The sequence below is a fragment of the Rhodococcus sp. IEGM 27 genome (assembly GCF_033142305.1).
Taxonomy (GTDB): Bacteria; Actinomycetota; Actinomycetes; order Mycobacteriales; family Mycobacteriaceae; genus Rhodococcus_F; species Rhodococcus_F oxybenzonivorans.
Genome location: NZ_JAWLSG010000005.1, coordinates 440,937 through 460,754 on the forward strand (window position 1 = coordinate 440,937; position 19,818 = coordinate 460,754).

The 19,818-nt window shown below is 66.0% G+C and carries 18 protein-coding genes; 15 read left to right on the plus strand and 3 right to left on the minus strand.

Going from position 1 to position 19,818, the window contains the following annotated elements; all coding sequences use genetic code 11:
- Window positions 1–185 precede the first annotated feature (185 nt).
- The 10 genes from ftsZ to R4P95_RS20090 all read left to right on the plus strand — a co-directional run bounded on the left by ftsZ (window position 186) and on the right by R4P95_RS20090 (window position 10,942).
- Window positions 186–1,382 (plus strand): cell division protein FtsZ, encoded by a 1,197-nt coding sequence (gene ftsZ, locus R4P95_RS20045; protein ID WP_109329280.1) that lies wholly within the window; start codon window positions 186–188, stop codon window positions 1,380–1,382.
- A complete protein-coding gene (pgeF, locus tag R4P95_RS20050) occupies window positions 1,379–2,122 on the plus strand; it encodes a peptidoglycan editing factor PgeF (RefSeq protein WP_109329282.1) in 744 nt (247 codons plus the stop codon). The genes ftsZ and pgeF overlap by 4 nt, the downstream gene beginning before the upstream one ends.
- 30 nt (window positions 2,123–2,152) lie before the next feature.
- Window positions 2,153–2,989, plus strand: a complete 837-nt coding sequence (locus R4P95_RS20055; RefSeq protein ID WP_317746180.1) for a YggS family pyridoxal phosphate-dependent enzyme — start codon at window positions 2,153–2,155, stop codon at window positions 2,987–2,989.
- Window positions 2,990–3,099: 110 nt separating this feature from the next.
- Complete coding sequence (locus R4P95_RS20060; protein WP_159921727.1) at window positions 3,100–3,777, plus strand: cell division protein SepF; 678 nt, start codon at window positions 3,100–3,102, stop codon at window positions 3,775–3,777.
- A 186-nt stretch (window positions 3,778–3,963) separates the two neighbouring features.
- Window positions 3,964–4,266 (plus strand): YggT family protein, encoded by a 303-nt coding sequence (locus tag R4P95_RS20065; RefSeq protein ID WP_005247609.1) that lies wholly within the window; start codon window positions 3,964–3,966, stop codon window positions 4,264–4,266.
- Between the two features lie 102 nt (window positions 4,267–4,368).
- Window positions 4,369–5,214, plus strand: coding sequence for a DivIVA domain-containing protein (locus tag R4P95_RS20070; protein WP_159921729.1), 846 nt, complete (start codon window positions 4,369–4,371; stop codon window positions 5,212–5,214).
- Window positions 5,215–5,263: 49 nt separating this feature from the next.
- Window positions 5,264–5,479, plus strand: coding sequence for a hypothetical protein (locus R4P95_RS20075; protein ID WP_213572412.1), 216 nt, complete (start codon window positions 5,264–5,266; stop codon window positions 5,477–5,479).
- A gap of 271 nt (window positions 5,480–5,750) precedes the next feature.
- Window positions 5,751–8,906 (plus strand): isoleucine--tRNA ligase, encoded by a 3,156-nt coding sequence (gene ileS, locus R4P95_RS20080; protein ID WP_317746179.1) that lies wholly within the window; start codon window positions 5,751–5,753, stop codon window positions 8,904–8,906.
- 46 nt (window positions 8,907–8,952) lie between these two features.
- Entirely contained in the window at window positions 8,953–10,287 is a 1,335-nt protein-coding gene (locus tag R4P95_RS20085) for a DNA polymerase IV (protein ID WP_213578064.1), read from the plus strand.
- A 154-nt stretch (window positions 10,288–10,441) separates the two neighbouring features.
- Entirely contained in the window at window positions 10,442–10,942 is a 501-nt protein-coding gene (locus R4P95_RS20090) for a hypothetical protein (protein ID WP_213572410.1), read from the plus strand.
- Between the two features lie 98 nt (window positions 10,943–11,040).
- On the opposite strand, the gene R4P95_RS20095 is transcribed toward R4P95_RS20090, so the two are convergent.
- Together R4P95_RS20095 and R4P95_RS20100 are read right to left on the minus strand one after the other, a co-directional pair.
- Window positions 11,041–11,784 (minus strand): sensor domain-containing protein, encoded by a 744-nt coding sequence (locus R4P95_RS20095; RefSeq protein WP_317746178.1) that lies wholly within the window; start codon window positions 11,782–11,784, stop codon window positions 11,041–11,043.
- Complete coding sequence (locus R4P95_RS20100; RefSeq protein ID WP_208961808.1) at window positions 11,784–12,737, minus strand: hypothetical protein; 954 nt, start codon at window positions 12,735–12,737, stop codon at window positions 11,784–11,786. Before R4P95_RS20100 ends, R4P95_RS20095 begins: the two co-directional genes overlap by 1 nt.
- Window positions 12,738–12,788: 51 nt before the next feature.
- Between R4P95_RS20100 and lspA the strand changes: the two genes are divergently transcribed.
- The 5 genes from lspA (at window position 12,789) to dnaE (ending at window position 19,536) form a co-directional block, all read left to right on the plus strand.
- On the plus strand, window positions 12,789–13,385 hold the full coding sequence (gene lspA / locus R4P95_RS20105) for a signal peptidase II (protein WP_201453562.1): 597 nt from the start codon (window positions 12,789–12,791) through the stop codon (window positions 13,383–13,385).
- A gap of 14 nt (window positions 13,386–13,399) precedes the next feature.
- Window positions 13,400–14,308 carry an RluA family pseudouridine synthase gene (locus tag R4P95_RS20110; protein WP_201453613.1) on the plus strand — a complete coding sequence of 303 codons (909 nt, stop codon included), beginning with the start codon at window positions 13,400–13,402 and terminating at the stop codon, window positions 14,306–14,308.
- Window positions 14,280–14,987, plus strand: a complete 708-nt coding sequence (locus R4P95_RS20115) for a hypothetical protein (protein ID WP_317746177.1) — start codon at window positions 14,280–14,282, stop codon at window positions 14,985–14,987. The genes R4P95_RS20110 and R4P95_RS20115 overlap by 29 nt, the downstream gene beginning before the upstream one ends.
- Window positions 14,984–15,901 (plus strand): EamA family transporter RarD, encoded by a 918-nt coding sequence (gene rarD / locus R4P95_RS20120; protein WP_213572407.1) that lies wholly within the window; start codon window positions 14,984–14,986, stop codon window positions 15,899–15,901. The genes R4P95_RS20115 and rarD overlap by 4 nt, the downstream gene beginning before the upstream one ends.
- A 98-nt stretch (window positions 15,902–15,999) precedes the next feature.
- Window positions 16,000–19,536: a DNA polymerase III subunit alpha gene (gene dnaE / locus R4P95_RS20125; protein ID WP_213572406.1), complete on the plus strand. Its 3,537-nt coding sequence runs from the start codon at window positions 16,000–16,002 to the stop codon at window positions 19,534–19,536.
- Between the two features lies 1 nt (window position 19,537).
- Here the strand turns inward: dnaE and R4P95_RS20130 are convergent, their stop codons facing one another.
- Complete coding sequence (locus tag R4P95_RS20130; protein WP_213572405.1) at window positions 19,538–19,777, minus strand: hypothetical protein; 240 nt, start codon at window positions 19,775–19,777, stop codon at window positions 19,538–19,540.
- Window positions 19,778–19,818: the final 41 nt, after the last annotated feature.

Below are 19,818 nucleotides of genomic sequence, written 5' to 3' on the forward strand. Positions count from 1 at the left end.
GCGAGCGAGTTCGTCAAATAACTGGGCGAGTCTCGGCGCGCCTAATGGCGTATCCCGATGACGGTGCATAGCGTTTCGCTCTAGTCGAGCACTTGACATAACCGTAACCCTATGGTTCAGGTTGAGAGTTTACCCCGACTGATTTGTACGAAAGCGTGATACACACTCATGGAAGGCGAGAGCCGATGACGCCCCCGCACAACTACCTCGCCGTAATAAAGGTCGTCGGCATCGGCGGCGGCGGCGTGAACGCAGTCAACCGGATGATCGAGCAGGGACTCAAGGGAGTCGAGTTCATTGCCGTCAACACCGACGCGCAAGCGCTGCTGATGAGTGATGCCGACGTCAAGCTCGACGTCGGCCGCGAACTCACCCGCGGGCTCGGAGCCGGCGCGGATCCCGAAGTCGGCCGCAAGGCCGCAGAAGACCACAAGGACGAGATCGAGGAAGTGCTCAAGGGCGCCGACATGGTGTTCGTCACGGCCGGTGAGGGCGGCGGTACGGGTACCGGTGGCGCCCCCGTCGTCGCGAGTATCGCGCGCAAGCTCGGGGCCCTCACGGTCGGTGTGGTGACCCGGCCCTTCTCGTTCGAGGGAAAACGTCGCGGCGGTCAAGCGGACACCGGCATCCAGTCGCTGCGCGAATCGTGCGACACCCTTATCGTCATCCCGAACGACCGCCTTCTCCAGCTCGGTGACGCCGCGGTGAGCCTCATGGATGCGTTCCGCAGCGCCGACGAAGTCCTCCTCAACGGTGTTCAGGGGATTACCGACCTCATCACCACCCCGGGTCTGATCAACGTCGACTTCGCCGACGTCAAGGGCGTCATGTCCGGGGCCGGTAGCGCGCTGATGGGCATCGGGTCCTCGCGCGGTGAGGGGCGTGCCATCAAGGCTGCCGAGTCCGCGATCAACTCACCTCTCCTCGAAGCATCGATGGAGGGTGCGCGCGGCGTCCTCCTGTCGATCGCAGGTGGCAGCGACCTCGGACTGTTCGAGATCAACGAGGCCGCCTCGCTCGTCCAGGAAGCGGCGCACATCGATGCCAACATCATCTTCGGCACCGTGATCGACGACTCGCTGGGTGACGAGGTGCGGGTCACCGTCATCGCCGCCGGATTCGACGGCGGCACGCCTGCCCGTCGTCCGGTCGAGTCCACCGCCGCCGGCCGCAGCGCCATCGGGGCCGGACGCGCGGGTGAAGTGAACCAGGGCGCGGAGCCGCAGGGCGGTGAGCCGATGTCCGTGACACGCGAGACGATCAGCTCGCACAGCGCGAGCAGTCTGCCTCCTTTGTCCGGAAACGGCTCTTCCCGGCCCGTGCCGGTGTCCGACGAGGAGGGCGAAGACGACGTCGACGTGCCCTCCTTCATGCGTCGTTGACTTCGCCGTCGGGTCCCGGATTCCGGGTTCGCCGCGTCGTCACCGCACGTGCGGGTGGGCACTCCGTCGGACCATACGAGTCCTTCAATCTGGGTGACCACGTGGGGGACGACCCCGGCGCGGTAGAGGCCAACCGTCGTCGGCTGGCCGACAAGATCGGTGTTCCGTTCGACCACCTGATCTGGATGGAACAGATCCACAGTCGCACGGTGACGGTGGTCGACAGACCTACCGATACGGCTGTGCCGGCAACAGACGCGTTGGTGACCACGGTCCCGGGTTTGGCGCTGGCCACACTCAGCGCCGACTGTGTGCCCGTCCTGCTCTCCGACGAGGAGGCGGGCGTCATCGCGGCCGTGCACGCCGGGCGGATCGGTGCACGCATCGGTATCGTCCCCCGGGTTCTCGAGGTGATGGTGGAGCAGGGCGCCCGGATCGGACGGATCGGTGCCTTCCTCGGCCCGGCCGCGAGTGGACGCCAGTACGAGGTTCCCGCCGCGATGCAGGCGGATGTCGAAAAGTACCTTCCCGGCAGTGCCACCCGCACGGTGAAGGGGACTCCCGGTCTCGACCTGCGGGCCGGCATCCGCAGGCAACTGCTCGACGCGGGAGTGTCGGGTGTCGCCGAGGATCCGCGCTGCACCATCGAGGACCGGACCCTCTTCAGTCATCGGCGGGAGGCACCGACCGGCCGGCTCGCAGCGGTTATCTGGATGGATACTGGGCAGGGCGGCAGGTAGGCGCGCGAGAGGGTGTGGGAGTTGACGGCGATGGATCGTGTGCCGGAGGTGAGCGGAGCGGGTGACCGTGTTCCGGAGGCGAGCGGAGCGGGCGACCGTGTTCCGGAGGCGAGCGGAGCGGGCGACCGTGTTCCGGAGGCGAGCGATCGTGTCGCGCAGATCTCGGGTGCGCTCGGGGCTGTCCGCGAGCGGTTGGATGCGGCGTGCCGTGCGGCGGGACGTGAACCCTCGGAAGTGACGCTCCTCCCGGTCACCAAGTTTTTCCCGGAGTCCGATGCCCGCATCCTCTATGAACTCGGTTGCCGCGAGTTCGGTGAGTCGCGGGAGCAGGAAGCGACCGCGAAGATCGGCGAGTTCCGCGCCCGAGTTCCGGACCCGGCGGTGCGGTGGCACATGATCGGCCACCTGCAACGCAACAAGGCCCGGGCGATCGCTCAGTGGGCGTACGCAATTCACTCGGTGGACAGCGAGCGACTGGTCGGCGCGCTCGGTAAGGCAGCGACCGCTGCCGTCGAGGCGGGAGAACGCACGGAGCCGCTCCGGGTTTTGCTCCAGGTCAGCCTCGACGGTGATCCCCAGCGTGGCGGCGCTGTGGTGGGCGATCTCGAAAACCTTGCGGCGCAGGTTCGGTCGGCTCCACACCTCGAATTCCGGGGTTTGATGGCCGTCCCGCCGATCGAGGCCGACCCGGATGCGGCATTCGAGGAGCTGCACAACATTCACGCCCGGTTGTGCCTGGAGCATCCCGATGCGACGGAGCTCTCAGCGGGGATGACGAATGATCTCGAGCACGCTGTCCGACACGGGTCGACGTGCGTGCGTGTCGGAACCGCTCTGTTGGGCGCGAGGCCTATAACCTCGAAATGATCGCCGAGGCGAGCCTCGAAGGAAAGTCGGCTGGGTGATCGCCAACCCGTCCACACCGCTGCGACCGGTCGTAGCGGGATCCTGTCCGCCGCGCCAAGGAAGGTCGATCAATGAGCAGTCTGCACAAGTTCAAGGCTTACTTCGGCATGGTTCCCCTCGACGACTACGAGGACGAGTACCTGGACGAGCCGGAGCCTGCGCGCAGGCCTGCACGCCCGGTACGGGACGGTGGACGTGATCCGTATCTCGACCGCGACGACCGGGACTTCGCCGAGCCTTCGTTCAGCAAGGCGGCGTATGCCCCGGGTAGGCGCGACGATCTCGACGACGAGTTCGACCGCTACGAAGGCCCGCGGCACGCGTCGCGGGTCGAGCCTGTGGCTGTGCGTTCGGCGCGCCCCGGCGTGAGTGGGTCGGTCCGGGGAAGCACCCGCGGTGCGCTCGCTGTCGATACTCGATCCGAGCGGGTGGAAAGCCGCCGCGGACCTCTCTTCGACGAGGGCGGTCCGCTCTCGAAGATCACGACGCTGCGGCCCCGCGACTACAGCGAGGCGCGCACCATCGGTGAGCGGTTCCGCGACGGCACCCCGGTCATCATGGACCTCGTGGAGATGAGCAACGCCGACGCGAAGCGTCTCGTCGACTTCGCGGCGGGCCTGGCGTTCGCCTTGCGGGGCTCCTTCGACAAGGTGGCAACGAAGGTGTTCTTGCTCTCACCTGCCGACATCGACGTCTCGGCCGAGGAGCGCCGCCGGATCGCCGAGACGGGCTTCTACAGTCAGAAGTAGCACGGCGTGCAGCAGACATAGGCACTGCGGGCAGCAGACATAGGCGAAGCGGTCAGAGAAAACCGAAGGGCGATCATCGGGATCAGGGCGGTCGGACATCACGCGGGCTGCGATGGCTGAGGTGCAGAGTGCCCTGGCCAGGCGGCCCGTTTTGATAGACCGAACTGTTTCAGGCAGAGTGAAGGTGTGGCCTTGTTCTCGGTGATCTATTTGATACTGTTCGTTTTCTGGCTGCTTCTCATCGGCAGAATCATCGTCGAGTTCGTACGGACCTTCGCTCGGGACTGGCGGCCGACCGGCGTCGTGGTCGTCATTCTCGAGGCGATATTTACGGTCACAGATCCGCCGGTCAAGCTGCTGCGGCGGTTGATCCCCCCGATAAATCTCGGCGGGGTGCGGTTGGATCTATCCATCATGGTCTTGCTGTTCATCGTCTTCATCCTGATGTCGATCGTTCAGGGGCAAGCGCGTGCTACGGGTCTGGTGTGACAGAATGGACCCCATTGATCCAGTGTTGGTTCACCGTTACGTAGACTGCGCTGTAACTGAATGCTTGCTAGACCGCCAAATGACGCGTGAAGGGATCCTTCCATGCCGCTGACTCCAGCTGATGTGCACAATGTCGCGTTCAGCAAGCCGCCGATCGGTAAGCGGGGCTACAACGAAGATGAGGTCGATGCGTTTCTCGACCTTGTCGAGCAAGAGTTGTCGCGCCTGATCGAGGAGAACGCCGACCTTCGGCAGCGAGTGGGTGAGCTCGACAAGGAACTCGCCGATGCGAAGAAGGCCCCGCGTCCGTCCGGCGCAGCATCAACACCTGCGCCCAAGGCGGAGCCCGCTCGTGTCGTCGAGCAGCCCAAGGCGCCGGCGCCCGCACCGGCCCCGGCCGCTGCGGCTCCGCAGGCGGCACCGCAGGGAGCGGACGCTCACATGCAGGCCGCCAAGGTGCTCGGGCTCGCCCAGGAGATGGCCGATCGTCTCACCAGCGATGCGAAGACCGAATCCGAGCAGCTCCTCGGCAATGCTCGCACCAATTCGGAGCAGCTGGTCAGCGACGCGCGGCAGCGTTCGGAATCGATGATCGCGGATGCTCGGCAGAAGTCCGAGGCGCTGATCACGGACGCGCAGACCCGTTCCGAGACCCAGCTGCGGCAGGCCAAGGAGAAGGCCGACGCACTGCAGGCCGACGCGGAGAAGAAGCACACCGAAATCATGGCGACGATCAACCAGCAGCGGTCGGTGCTGGAGGGTCGTATCGAGCAGCTCAAGACCTTCGAGCGTGAATACCGCGTGCGGCTGAAGTCGTACCTGGAGTCGCAGCTCGAGGAGCTGGAGCAGCGGGGTTCCGCCGTTCCGGTGGACGGTGGTCAGGATTCGTTCGCGCAGGGCGGATCGCAGTCGAATTACAGCCAGTCCTACGCCAAGGGCAATAGCTGACTGAGCGTGCGGTAGTTGCCCAGCCAGCGGCCCGGATAGAGGTTGAGCCGTGCTGGTCGTGACACTCGTTCTTGCAGCCGTGGGGTTCGCCCTCCTGGTGGTCGCTCTGATGACCGGTTCGGTCATCTGGGCCTGGGGATGCATCGTGGTGTGCGTCGCGGGTGCGGTGCTGCTGCTGATCAGTGCCCTCGCGGGCAGGCGGACGGCAGCGGTGTCCGGCCGCGGTACCGATTCAGTTCCGCCCACCGACCCGTCGAGTGACTGACCGCGCCGGTTTCCCCACGGCGAGGACGACTACACTACGTAGAGCGAGCAATTTCAGATAGCGAGACAACCACGGCGTCGATCCGGCCATCACCGGGGAGCCTTCGGAAGAACGGCCGTACGCGGGCTCAGTAGAACCGAACGGGTGGGCCCGTCACAGCCCGCTAGTGAGAGGCACTCCCCGGAGTGCAAGCGGGGTGGTACCGCGGTGGTGACGCAGGAGGCGTCCCCGTCGTCCCCGTGCCGAGTACGTCAGGCACGAGGAGATCGCGGTGAGCACCACCAGTAACGTCACCAGCACCAACGAGTCCTACCCGAAGGTCGATTACGGCGTTCCGCAGGATGCGGGCGTCAAGTTCCCTCAGGTGGAGCAGCGTGTGCTCGCAGGGTGGGACGAGGACGACACATTCCGGGCGTCCGTGACACAGCGTGAAGGTGCCGAGGAATTCGTCTTCTACGACGGCCCGCCGTTCGCCAACGGTCTTCCGCACTACGGTCACCTGTTGACCGGGTATGTCAAAGACCTCATCCCACGTTTTCAGACCATGCGCGGCAAGAAGGTCGAGCGCCGGTTCGGCTGGGACTGCCACGGCCTTCCGGCCGAACTCGAGGCGGAGAAGCAGCTCGGCATCAAGGACAAGTCCGAGATCGACGTCATGGGTCTCGAGAAGTTCAACGAGTACTGCAAGTCCTCGGTTCTGCGATACACCGACGAGTGGCGCAACTATGTCACCCGTCAGGCCAGGTGGGTCGACTTCGACAACGATTACAAGACCCTGGACCTCGACTTCATGGAGTCGGTCATGTGGGCCTTCAAGGAGTTGTTCGACAAGGGGCTGATCTACCAGGGTTTCCGTGTGCTGCCGTACAGCTGGTACGAGCAGACGCCGCTGTCTAATCAGGAGACCCGACTCGACGACGCGTACAAGATGCGTCAGGACCCGGCCGTCACCGTCGACATGCCGCTGCGCGGTGAGGGCCCGCTGGATGGCGCGAACGCGATCATCTGGACCACGACGCCGTGGACTCTGCCGTCCAACCTCGCGATCGCGGTGCACCCCGACATCGACTACGTGCAGGTGTCGGGTCTCGACGGGAAACGCTATGTGCTCGCCCGCGATCGTCTGGGCCACTACGCGCGGGAACTCGGGGACTCGCCGGACGTGCTGTCCGAGCACACGGGGGCCGACCTCATCGGTCTGCACTACGACCCGCCGTTCGACTTCTTCGCCGGTCACGAGAACGCGCATCGCGTCATCTCGGCCGACTACGTCACCACCGAGTCCGGTACCGGAATCGTGCACATGGCCCCGGCTTTCGGTGAGGAGGACTACGACTACTGCCTCCGCAACGGCATCGAATTGGTCCAGCCGCTCGACGCGGGTGGCAAGTTCACGTCGATGGTGCCGCCCTACGAGGGGCTTCAGGTGTTCGACGCGAACCCTGCGATCATCAAGGACCTCAAGGCTGCTGGAAAGTTGCTGCGGCACGAGACGATTGAGCACTCGTATCCGCACAGCTGGCGCAGCGGGCAGCCGCTCATCTACATGGCGGTCCCGTCGTGGTTCGTTGCGGTCACCAAGTTCCGCGATCGCATGGTGGAACTGAACCAGGAGATCACCTGGGTGCCGGAGCACATCCGCGACGGACAGTTCGGCAAGTGGCTCGAGGGTGCCCGAGACTGGAACATCAGCCGTAACCGGTACTGGGGCAGCCCCATCCCGGTGTGGGTCTCCGACGACCCGGCCTATCCGCGGACCGACGTGTACGGCTCGCTCGACGAACTCGAGCGCGACTTCGGTGTGCGCCCGACCGATCTGCACCGGCCGATGATCGACGACCTCGTGCGCCCGAACCCGGACGATCCGACGGGGAAGTCGATGATGCGTCGCGTGCCCGAGGTGCTCGACTGCTGGTTCGAATCCGGGTCGATGCCGTACGCCCAGGTGCATTACCCGTTCGAGAACCGCGAGTGGTTCATCGGGGCGACGGGGGATGGTACCGCCCACTTCCCGGGCGATTTCATCGTGGAGTACAACGGCCAGACCCGCGGCTGGTTCTACACGCTGCACGTGCTGGCGACGGCATTGTTCGACCGTCCCGCATTCAAGACGGTTGCGGCCCACGGCATCGTCCTCGGCGACGACGGACTGAAGATGAGCAAGTCGAAGGGCAACTACCCGGATGTCAAGGAGGTGTTCGAGCGCGACGGTTCGGACGCCATGCGGTGGTTCCTCATGTCTTCGCCGATCCTGCGGGGCGGAAATCTCGTGGTCACCGAGCAGGGCATCCGTGAGGGTGTCCGGCAGGCGCTGCTGCCGTTGTGGAACGCATGGAGTTTCCTGCAGCTGTACGCGCCGAAGCCGGGTCAGTGGCGAACCGACTCGACCAACGTCCTCGACCGGTACATCCTCGCGAAGCTGGCCGGCACCAGGGACGTGATCACCGATGCGCTCGAGACGAACGACATCGCCGGGGCGTGCGACGAACTGCGCACGTTCTGTGATGCGTTGACGAACTGGTATGTGCGGCGGTCGCGTTCGCGTTTCTGGGACGAGGACAACGACGCCGTCGACACCCTCCACACCGTGCTCGAAGTGGTCACCCGTCTCGCCGCTCCGTTGCTGCCGCTGATCAGTGAGGTCATCTGGCGTGGGCTCACCGGCGGACGGTCCGTGCACCTCGCCGACTGGCCGGCCCCAGGTGATTTGCCGGCGGATGCGGAGTTGGTGTCGGCGATGGACGAGGTTCGGTCGGTGTGTTCGACGGTGCTGGGACTGCGGAAGGCCCAGAACCTGCGGGTGCGGCTGCCGCTGCCGGAGGTGACGGTGGCCGCGGACGACGCCGAGCGTCTGCGCCCCTACCTGGGACTGATCGCCGACGAGGTGAATGTGAAGAAGGTCGACCTCACGACGGATGTGGACGTGCACGGCCGTTTCGAGCTCGTCGTCAACGCGCGTGCCGCGGGGCCGCGCCTGGGCAAGGACGTGCAGACCGTGATCAAGGCCGTGAAGGCCGGTGACTGGTCGGAGAACTCGGACGGCGTCGTCACCGCGGCGGGGATCGAGTTGCTGCCGGAGGAGTACACGCAGCGGCTGGTCGCCGCCGAACCGGAGTCGACGGCAGCCCTGCCCGACGGGGCCGGCCTGGTGGTCCTCGACTCCGCCGTCACCGAGGAACTCGAAGCCGAGGGCTGGGCGAAGGACCGCATCCGTGAGTTGCAGGATGCGCGCCGGGCGGCGGGCCTCGACGTGTCGGACCGGATCACCGTGGTGCTCGAGGTCCCGGCCGAACGGCGGGACTGGGCACGTGCTCACCGCGACCTGATCGCGGGCGAGATCCTCGCTGTCGAGCTCGAACTCGCCGAGGCGCCCGCCGACGCGGTCGAGCTCGGTGAGGGTGTGCGGGCGGCCATCTCGAAGGTGTGATCTGTCGGACCGCGCGGGTAGGTTGCACCAGGTGAGTCGTCGATGGGTGCTGCACCTCGACATGGATGCCTTCTTCGCCTCCGTGGAGCAGCTCACCCGGCCGACGCTGCGTGGCCGCCCGGTGCTCGTCGGTGGACTCGGCGGTCGCGGGGTGGTCGCCGGGGCCAGTTACGAGGCGCGGGTGTTCGGTGCCCGTTCCGCGATGCCGATGCACCAGGCCCGGCGGCTCGTCGGGCCCGGTGCCGTCGTATTGCCACCGCGCGGCCGGCTGTACGGGATGTTGAGCAAGTCCGTGTTCGATGCGCTGCGTGGCCCCATGCCCGTGCTCGAGCAGCTGTCGATGGACGAGGCGTTCGGCGAACCGGCGGAGCTGGCGGGGGCGGATCCGGCCACTGTCCGCCGGTACTGCGAGGGACTGCGCGCCCTGGTCTTCGAAGAATCCGGACTGGTCGCGTCGATCGGTGCGGGATCCGGCAAGCAGGTGGCGAAGATCGCGTCCGGTCTTGCCAAGCCGAATGGAATCACCGTCATCGCGCCGGAGGAGCAGCAGGAGTTGCTCGACGGGTTGCCCGTGCGGAAGTTGTGGGGCATAGGTCCCGTCGCCGAGGACAAGCTCAAACGCCTCGGCATCGAGACGATCGGAAGTTTTGCGCGCACTCCCGAAGCCGAGGTGGCCTCCATTCTCGGCACCACGATCGGCCCGGGCCTGCACCGGCTGGCGCGGGGGATCGACAATCGGCCCGTCGCCGAGCGGGCCGAGTCGAAACAGGTCAGTGCCGAGACCACCTATGCCACCGACATCGTCACCCTCGCGGAGCTGCGGGGAGCGGTCGAGTCGAGTGCGGGTTCCGCCTTCGCGCGCCTGCAGAAGGACGGCCGCGCGGCCCGGACGGTGGTGCTCAAGCTGAAGAAGGCGGACATGAGCATCGTCACCCGGTCGGTCACCTTGCCCTACGCCACCCTGGACCGTCCCACCCTTGTTGCCGCGGCTCAGCGGCAGGTGATCGACCCTCTCGAGCTCGGTCCCGTGCGCCTTGTCGGGGTCGGCTTCGCCGGTCTGTCGACGGTGCGGCAAGGTTCGCTGTTCCCCGAACTGGATCTGGACGTGCCCGGCTATCCGGACTCGGCGGCGACGCGAAACGAAGGCGGCGACGCGGTGTCGCCCGGGCAGCCGATCCCGGCACGCGAACCCGATCGACGATGGCATCCGGGTCTGGATGTGAGGCACCCCGACTTCGGGCACGGGTGGGTCCAGGGGGCGGGGCACGGTGTCGTGACCGTCCGATTCGAAACGCGCACAACAGGTCCCGGCGTAGCCCGCACCTTCAAGGAGAACGACGAGCACCTCGAGCACGCGGGAGTGGAAGGCTCCCTCGCCTGAGGTTCCGGCCTGGCTGGGACGGAGTGGAGGGTGGCTCGGCGAGAAGGTAGCTCGGGGGCTGGTGCTTACCCTTGGGTAATGTTGCCCCAGGATGCAGCACTTCGATGCTGAGTTCGCCCGAGAACGAACACCCGAGAATGAAGAGGTTATTCAGTTGAAGCTTCGTAAGATCACGGTTGCCGCAGTAGCGATCGCCGCAGCCCTCACGATGTCCGCCTGTGGTTCGGACGACAGCGACACGGCGACCAAGACCACGACCACCACGACTTCCGCAGCCGAGACCTCGGAAGCCATCGAGGTGCCCACCGCCGCCGAACTCAACGCTCTGCTCGTCAAGGGTCTCGACCCCAACACGCCCCTCGAGGAGAAGTCGGCCATGGTCGAGGGCTCCGAGCAGGATCCTCAGCTGATCAACCAGGTCGCCGCCGCAGCCAAGGCGAACAACGCCGAGGTCACCGTGCTCGACCCGGTCATCGACAACGGCGACGGCACCGCCAGTGGCCAGCTGCAGCTGATTGTCAACGGCCAGGTTCAGCAGGGTGGTCTGCCCGCGATCTTCATCCCGGGCGAGAACGGCGAATGGAAGCTGTCGAAGGTCACCGCGTGCCAGATCGTGTCGCTCGCGCAGCTGACCTCGCCGGCGTGCCCCGCCTGATCGAAGACATTCCGGTCCCGACGGACCGATAGAGATGAGGTGCCGATGCCGGCGTCCCTTTCACGGGACGCCGGCATCGGTCGTTTCGAGTCGGCCGCTCAGCTGGCAGGCGCGGACGCGAGCTTGCCCACGGCGGCGTGCGTCATGTCCTCGAAGACACCCTCGTCGATCGGCTCCTGCCCCGTGGCTACCAACTGGGTCACGGTGCTTCCGGTCATCGCGACGGCTACATCCGAGACGAGGCTGAAGCCGTCACTGGTGGTGACGAGCTGGAACCCGATCGACGCATCGCCCGCCGGTCGTCCGTCCCGGCCGCCGACCCGGTACTGCACGTCCACCCCGTCGGCGTCCGTGCCGGAGTAGCCGGTGCACTGGGCGAGGGTGGTCTGGATGTCGGTGAACGCCTGTGCCGCGTCGGCGGCCGTCGGGTAGCTCGCTGCATCTTGATCGACGGTCGTGAAGTTCGGGCCCTGAAACCAGGCGGACGCGGACGCGGCGGCGCCGGGATGCTGATCCGCAACGGGGGACAGGACGGCGCTGCACAGGGCCGGGTCGGTGCTCGACTGGTCGGACTGCGCAGCCTCGGAGGCCGGCGGGAGTCCGAGGTCCTCCTCGGGGTCGGCGACGGGGGAGAAGCCGACGGGAAGGTCACCGACGTCGATCAGTGCGGCCCGCAGCACAGCCGAATCGGTGAACGGAGCACCGGCGGCGCCGGGGGGCGCCGTGACCATCGGGCCGAGCGGTGCGAGGAACTCGTCGGGTCCCGGTTCGCCGTCTGCGGCCGACGAGCACGCCGACACTGCGAGGGCTGTCAGTACGGCAGCGACGGCACTAACGCGCATCAGGATCCCCACTGCACCCGGTTCGAGGTGGTCTGCCGCAGAAGGGTGGCGCCTTCCGGGTCACTGTATTGCTGCTCACCGGACACGGTCACCGTCCCGGCGACTGGCAGCGGAAGGCCGAGATCGACGGTCGTGGTGCCCGCCCCCCGCATGACGTACTGGTCGACGTTGAGGGTCCCCGCCTCACCGGGGAGCTGCCAGATCGGTGACTGCGGTGTCTGGTCGACGGTGTAGTCGATGGTCACCCGGTTCCCGTCGCGGGCGGTGAGGGTGGCGACAGTGGTTTGATCCAGGGCGATGCCGCTCATGACTTTCTGATGGATGGTCCACTGCGCTCCTATGCCGACGGGTTCGGCGGGGAAGGCGATCGTGCGGTACACGGCCTGATAGAACGCCTGCTCGATCGCTGAACGCGCTATGTCCTGCGATTCGGCCGCCGGACGGAGGCGAAGGGCGGTGATCGCGCCGGTCGAATCGAACGTGAAGCCGGCTCCGGATCCCTTGCTCGCTTCCAGGGCGCTCGCCAGGCGGGAGTCCGGGCTCGTCACGGCGCCCAGCGTGAGGTCGAGGGCGATGGCCCCGTCGGCGTCCTCGGTCGGGCGTGTGACCACCGCGGTGAGGGGCACCGTGATCTCGGGGGAGGAGAAGTCCTGGACCGGCTGATCGTCGATCCGCTGAAATACCTCGGCGCCCGTGGTGAGCTGCACCTGCTGGGCGACGTCTACCGCAGGCCGGCGCTGAAGCACCTCTCGCGGCTCGTCACCGGGCCGAGTCAGCCGGACGGTCGTCGCGGAGATGGGGACCGTCACCTCGGCGGTGGTCGACGTGGTTCCCGCGGGACCTGCCTGCGAGGAGTCGTCGTCACTTCCACAGCCCGCGGCCAGAGCGACCAGGGAGAGTGTTGCGGCGAGTAGAGAGGAACCGGGTCGCGAAGCTTTCGAGAACAGTGGCACGCCCCCAGGTTAGTGGGCACGGGAGCGCATGAACGGCGGCTTGCCCGCGTAGTGGATGATGGACGGGTGAGTCAAGACCCCGCGGCCGAGAACGACACCGCCGCCGAAGACCCGAACGACACCGACACGACCACCACCTCCGCGCCCGCGGCTGCACGGTATCAGCGCATGCGGTTGCTGTTCGTGATCGCCGGTGTCGTGCTGATCACCGACCTCGTGACCAAGGTGCTCGCCGTTGCCAGAATCGAGCCGGGGGAGTCGGTTCGGGTGATCGGCGACGTGGTCACGCTGCGTCTCGTGCGCAACCCGGGTGCCGCGTTCTCGATGGCCACGGGCATGACGTGGTTGCTCACGCTGGTGGCCGTCGGTGTGGTCATCGGGGTCGTGCGCATCGGACGGACTCTGCGGTCACCGTGGTGGGCGCTCGGTCTGGGACTCGTCCTCGGTGGCGCCCTGGGCAACCTCGTCGACCGTTTCTTCCGGGCACCGGGAGTGATGCAGGGGCACGTCGTCGACTTCGTCTCCGTCGGCTGGTGGCCGGTGTTCAATGTGGCCGACTCCGGCATCGTGTGCGGTGCGGTCTTACTCGTCGTGCTCACCCTGATAGGCCTGGAACCGGACGGAACTCGGAAGGTGGAGAAGAAGTGAGGGAAACTCGGTCGATGCCGGTCCCGGACGGGCTCGACTCGATGCGGGTCGACGCCGGCCTCGCGCGACTGCTCGGGCTCTCGAGGACCGCGGTCGCGCAGCTCACCGAGGACGGGTCGGTTCTCGTCGACGGAGCGCCCGTCGGAAAGTCCGATCGACTCTCGGCCGGGACGTGGCTGGAGGTGGAACTCCCGGAGCCGCCGCGCCCGCTGACGATCGAGGCGGAACCCGTCGAGGGTATGGAAATTCTGTATGCCGACGACGACGTCGTCGCAGTCGACAAGCCGGTGGGTGTGGCCGCCCATGCCAGTGTGGGCTGGACCGGCCCCACGGTGATCGGCGGCCTGGCCGCCGCAGGTTTCCGGATTTCGACGTCGGGTGCGCACGAACGGCAGGGCATCGTCCATCGACTCGACGTCGGCACGTCGGGCGTGATGGTGGTGGCCACGTCCGAACGCGCCTACACGCTTCTCAAGCGCGCATTCAAACAGCGGACCATCGACAAGCGGTATCACGCCCTCGTGCAGGGCCACCCCGATCCGAGTAGCGGAACCATCGACGCACCGATCGGGCGGCATCGCAGCAACGACTGGAAGTTCACGGTCACCGCGGACGGCAAGCCCAGCATCACGCACTACGACACCGTGGAGGCGTTTCAGGCGGCGAGCCTGCTGGACATTCACCTCGAGACGGGACGGACCCACCAGATCCGCGTGCACTTCGCGGCTCTGCGGCATCCGTGCTGCGGTGACCTCACCTATGGCGCGGACCCCCGACTGGCCGAACGGCTCGGTCTCGAGCGCCAGTGGTTGCACGCTCGATCGCTCGGCTTCGCGCATCCGGCGGACGGGCGGTGGGTGGAAATCACGTCCAAGTATCCGAAAGACCTCGAGGATGCTCTCGAGGTTCTCCGGTCCAGCTGAGGTGATCCGCGGCCGCCCGACCGGAGTCGCCGTCCCGGTCGGTGTCACCATCGCGGTGGTGTTGCTCCTGGTGATCGTGCTGGGAATCACCAATCCGGTTCGAGCCCCGCTCGTCACGTCAGATGCTCTCGGTCCGGACAACGACGAAGTGGTGTCCGATTATGTGGCTCGTGCGGCCGGAACGCTGAAACAGCCACCCGGGAACGAGCACTGGGCCCTCGTGTCGTTCGCACGGCCGGTGTCCTCCGGAACCGTGCTCGAGGTCGCGGCCACGGTGCGGGTGTCACAGCTGCTGTTCCGGCTTCCGCTCGACCGGGTCCAGACGCCGCTCGTTCCGGTGTCGGTCGCCTCGGGTGCCGCAGCGATCGAACGCGCACACGTCCTGGCGTCCGCCCGGGTCCAGCGCATGACCGGCGAGACGGTCCGGCAGGGGAACATTGCTGCGGTGTCCTCCCAGCAGTTCGCGCGCGACTGCGCCTGTGTGATCGGCATCGTGGTGCGCGGGGACCTCGACCGGTTGGGTGCACTGCGCTCGACCTCGGCGGTTCGCGCTGTCGAGGCGTTGCACGCCGACGCGGTGTTCGGGCGTTTCGCAGTCCGGCCTCTTCTGCCTGAGCAAGCCGAGACGGTCTCGCCCGGCCCTGACGACGGTGCGGTGGTATCCGGTGGTAGCCCGTGACAGCGCGGAAGGCGGAAACCGTCGGCGTGGCCTGCGGAGTCGGTGCCTACGCGCTCTGGGGTGCTTTTCCCGCGTTCTTCGGAATTCTCGGCCCGGCAGGGTCGGTCGAGATTCTCGCCCATCGGGTGGTGTGGACGCTTGCCCTGATGCTCGTGGTGCTGTGGGCGTCCGGGCGCATCCGCTCGCTGCGCGGACTCGGGGTGCGGACATGGCTCCTCGTCGCCGCGGCGTCGGCGTTGATCGCGATCAACTGGGGCACGTACATCTACGGCGTGACGTCGGACCGGGTGGTCGAGACTGCGCTCGGCTACTTCATCAACCCGCTGGTGAGCGTTCTGCTGGGTGTAGTGATCTTCCGGGAGCGTCTGGTGCCGGCGCAGATCGTGGCCCTCGCGCTCGCCGCCGCGGCGGTCGTCGTGATCACCGTCGACTACGGACATCCGCCGTACATCGCGCTCACCCTGGCGCTGTCCTTCGCGCTGTACGGGCTCTGTAAGAAGGTGATGCCTCTGGATCCGAGGACCAGTCTCACCGCCGAAGGCATCGTTGCGGGACCGATCGCGCTCGGCTACCTCGTCTACCTGTCGGTCATCGGCACCGGCACGTTCCTCGGGCACGGGCCAGGTCACAGCCTGCTCCTCATCGCCGCCGGCCCGGTAACCGCGCTTCCGCTGCTGCTGTTCGGCGCTGCCGCGCAGCGGGTGCCGCTGCGCACCCTCGGAATGTTGCAATACTTGACACCGGCCCTGCAGATGATGTGGGGCGTCGCCGTCCTGCACGAGGACATGCCGGCCTCCCGGTGGATCGGATTCGCGTTGATCTGGGTGGCACTTGCAATCTTCACTACCGATGCGCTGGTGCGTGTTCGGCGCGGGAGACGGTCAGCGCGATCGTCACAGGAGCCCGTCCAGTAACTCTCGTCACGAGTTCGCCGACACCCCGCCGCAGCGACGGGTGGTGTCGGTCCGAGGGCCTACACTCGTGAGGCTCCCAGACCTTCAGAGAGGCGCACGTGGCTGACTCGTTCGTACATCTGCACAATCACACCGAGTATTCGATGCTCGACGGTGCGGCCAAGGTCGGCCCCCTGTTCGAAGAGGCCGAGCGGTTGGGAATGACCGCGGTGGGAATGACCGACCATGGCAACATGTACGGTGCCAGCGAGTTCTACAACGTGGCGAAGAAGCAGGGCATCAAGCCGATCATCGGGATCGAGGCCTACGTTGCTCCCGAATCCCGTTTCAACACCAAAAGGGTTCTGTGGGGCGACCGCAGCCAGAAGTCCGACGACGTCTCCGGTAGCGGTGCGTACACCCACATGACGATGGTTGCGGAGAACGCCACCGGTCTGCGAAACCTGTTCAAGCTGTCCTCCCTCGCGTCGATCGAGGGGCAGCTCGGCAAGTGGGCGCGCATGGACGAGGAGCTGATCGCCACCTACCACGAGGGCATCATCGCCACCACCGGGTGCCCGTCCGGTGAAATCCAGACGCGCCTGCGGCTCGGTCACGACCGGGAGGCCCTCGAAGCCGCCGCGAAGTGGCAGGAGATCTGGGGCAAGGACAACTTCTTCCTCGAACTGATGGACCACGGTCTGTCGATCGAGCGGCGGGTCCGGGAGGGACTGCTCGAGATCAGCAAGAAACTCGACATTCCGCCGCTCGCCACCAACGACTGCCACTACGTCACCAAGGACGCCGCGGAGAACCACGAGGCCCTCCTTTGTATCCAGACCGGTAAGACACTGTCCGATCCCACCCGGTTCAAGTTCGACGGCGACGGCTACTACCTGAAGTCCGCCGCGGAGATGCGGGCATTATGGGACGACCAGGTGCCCGGCGCGTGCGACAACACGCTGCTGATCGCCGAGCGTGTCCAGTCGTACGACGACGTGTGGGCGCACCACGACCGGATGCCGATCTTCCCTGTTCCCGAGGGCGAGACGCAGGGCACCTGGCTGCGCAAGGAGGTCATGCGCGGACTGGACCGCCGGTTCCCCGACGGACCGCCCGAGGAGTACCTCGCCCGCGCCGATTACGAGATCGGCGTCATCCTCGAAATGGGTTTCCCGGCATACTTCCTCGTCGTCGGTGACCTGATCAACCACGCGCGTGAGGTGGGGATCCGCGTCGGTCCCGGCCGAGGTTCCGCCGCAGGGTCGCTCGTGGCGTACGCGATGGGTATCACCAATATCGATCCCATCCCGCACGGTCTGCTGTTCGAGCGGTTCCTCAACCCCGAGCGCGTGTCGATGCCCGATATCGATATCGACTTCGACGACCGTCGGCGCGGTGAAATGGTGCGCTACGCCACCGACAAGTGGGGAAGCGACCGGGTGGCTCAGGTCATCACGTTCGGCACCATCAAGACGAAGGCGGCCATCAAGGACTCCGCCAGGGTCCAGTTCGGTCAGCCGGGATTCGCGATCGCCGATCAGATCACCAAGGCGCTGCCGCCGCCGATCATGGCCAAGGACATCTCGGTGTCGGGTATCACCGATCCGAATCACGAGCGGTACAAGGAAGCGGTGGAGGTTCGTGCCCTCATCGACTCCAACCCGGACGTCGCGAAGATCTACCAGACTGCCAAGGGTCTCGAAGGCCTGATCCGCAACGCGGGCGTCCACGCCTGCGCGGTGATCATGTCGTCCGAGCCGTTGATGGACGCCATTCCGGTGTGGAAGCGCGCCCAGGACGGCGCCATCATCACCGGTTGGGACTACCCCTCGTGTGAGGCCATCGGCCTCCTCAAGATGGACTTCCTCGGCCTTCGAAACCTCACCGTCATCGGTGATGCCATCGACAACATCAAGGCCAACCGAGGCATCGACCTCGACCTCGACACGCTACCGCTCGACGATCCGGCAACCTACGAATTGCTCTCGCGGGGTGACACTCTCGGTGTCTTCCAGCTCGACGGCAGCGCCATGAGGGATCTGCTGCGCCGCATGCAGCCCACCGGCTTCGAGGACATCGTCGCGGTGCTCGCGCTGTATCGGCCGGGCCCGATGGGCATGAACGCGCACAACGACTATGCCGACCGCAAGAACGGCCGCCAAGAGGTCAAGCCCATCCACCCGGAGCTCGAAGAGCCCCTGAAGGAGATTCTCGCCGACACCTACGGGCTGATCGTCTACCAGGAGCAGATCATGCAGATCGCTCAGAAGGTGGCCGGGTACTCGTTGGGGCAGGCCGACATTCTCCGTCGGGCCATGGGTAAGAAGAAACTCTCCGTGCTGGAGGAGGCGTACGCCGGGTTCCGCGAGGGCATGCTCGCCAACAACTTCTCCGAGCCGGCGATCAAGGCGTTGTGGGACACCATCCTCCCGTTCGCCGGCTACGCCTTCAACAAGTCCCACGCCGCCGGGTACGGACTGGTGTCGTTCTGGACGGGATATCTCAAGGCCAACTACCCCGCGGAGTACATGGCGGGCCTGCTCACCTCGGTGGGTGACGACAAGGACAAGGCCGCCATCTATCTCGCCGACTGCCGCAAGATGGGTATCACGGTGTTGCCGCCCGATGTGAACGAGTCGGAGGTCAATTTCGCCTCGGTCGGCGAAGACATCCGCTTCGGCATGGGAGCGGTGCGCAACGTCGGGGCCAATGTGGTCGCGTCGATCATCAAGGCCAGGAAGGAGAAGTCCAAGTTCGTCGACTTCTCGGACTACCTCAACAAGATCGACGCCGCAGCCTGCTCCAAGAAGGTCACCGAATCGTTGATCAAGGCGGGTGGGTTCGACTCGCTCGGCCATCCCCGCAAGGGACTCATGCTGGTCCATGCCGACGCGATCGACGCAGTGATGGGTACCAAGAAGGCGGAGGCCATCGGCCAGTTCGACCTGTTCGGGGGCGACGACGCCGACGAATCTATCTCGTCGGTGTTCAACGTCAAGATTCCCGACGAGGAATGGGACAGCAAGCATCGACTGGCGTTGGAACGCGAGATGTTGGGGCTCTACGTTTCGGGGCATCCACTCAACGGCGTCGAGCACGTCCTGTCCGCCCAGTCGGACACGGCGATTCCGACCATTCTCGAAGGCGATGTGAAGGACGGCACCCAGGTCACCGTCGGCGGTATTCTCGCCTCGGTCAACCGGCGGATCAACAAGAACGGTCTGACGTGGGCGTCGGCACAGCTCGAGGATCTGTCGGGCGGTATCGAGGTGCTGTTCTTCCCGCAGGCGTACTCGGTCTACGGGATGGACGTCACCGAGGATTCCGTCGTCCTCGTCAAGGGGCGGGTGTCTGTGCGTGACGACCGCATCTCACTTATCGCGAACGACCTTGCAGTGCCGGACCTTTCGGCCGTCGGTGTCGCCAAACCGCTGGCGGTGAGCCTCCCGTTGCGTCAGTGCACCAAAGACAAGCTGGGCGCACTCCGGCAGGTACTCACTCGGCACCCGGGAACCTCGGACGTGCATGTGCGGTTGATCGGTGGAACCGAGATCACGTTGTGGAAGGTCGACGACGTGCTGCGTGTCGAGCCGTCGTCGGCGTTGATGGGCGACCTCAAGGCGCTGCTCGGGCCCAGCTGTCTGTCGGTGTGACCTATTCGGGTGGGGCGTCGGGAAAGAGCCGGCGCACCCACCAGACCACCACTGCGACAGCGGCTGCGGTGAGGACGGCCACCGGCACGGCCTCGGTGATGATCAGAACGGCCAAAAAGACCAGCAATCCGACGGCGAGAGCTTCGAGTTTGTAGAGGGGCCACGCGGTACCTGCGAGATCGACGGTGCGGGGAGCCCGGCTGCTGGTGACGTGAGGGATCGGCGTGTCGGATGTCGTCATCGCGGGTTCACCTCGCTGTTCGTAGATCCGTGTGTGTCGAT

Bases quoted from the DNA above. Each gene is read 5' to 3' on its own strand.
- R4P95_RS20095 (WP_317746178.1), bottom strand. From the start codon at position 11,784: ATGCGCGTTAGTGCCGTCGCTGCCGTACTGACAGCCCTCGCAGTGTCG.
- R4P95_RS20070 (WP_159921729.1), top strand. From the start codon at position 4,369: ATGCCGCTGACTCCAGCTGATGTGCACAATGTCGCGTTCAGCAAGCCG.
- R4P95_RS20055 (WP_317746180.1), top strand. From the start codon at position 2,153: ATGGATCGTGTGCCGGAGGTGAGCGGAGCGGGTGACCGTGTTCCGGAG.
- ftsZ (WP_109329280.1), top strand. From the start codon at position 186: ATGACGCCCCCGCACAACTACCTCGCCGTAATAAAGGTCGTCGGCATC.
- R4P95_RS20115 (WP_317746177.1), top strand. From the start codon at position 14,280: ATGCTCTCGAGGTTCTCCGGTCCAGCTGAGGTGATCCGCGGCCGCCCG.
- R4P95_RS20060 (WP_159921727.1), top strand. From the start codon at position 3,100: ATGAGCAGTCTGCACAAGTTCAAGGCTTACTTCGGCATGGTTCCCCTC.
- R4P95_RS20130 (WP_213572405.1), bottom strand. From the start codon at position 19,777: ATGACGACATCCGACACGCCGATCCCTCACGTCACCAGCAGCCGGGCT.
- R4P95_RS20110 (WP_201453613.1), top strand. From the start codon at position 13,400: ATGCCGGTCCCGGACGGGCTCGACTCGATGCGGGTCGACGCCGGCCTC.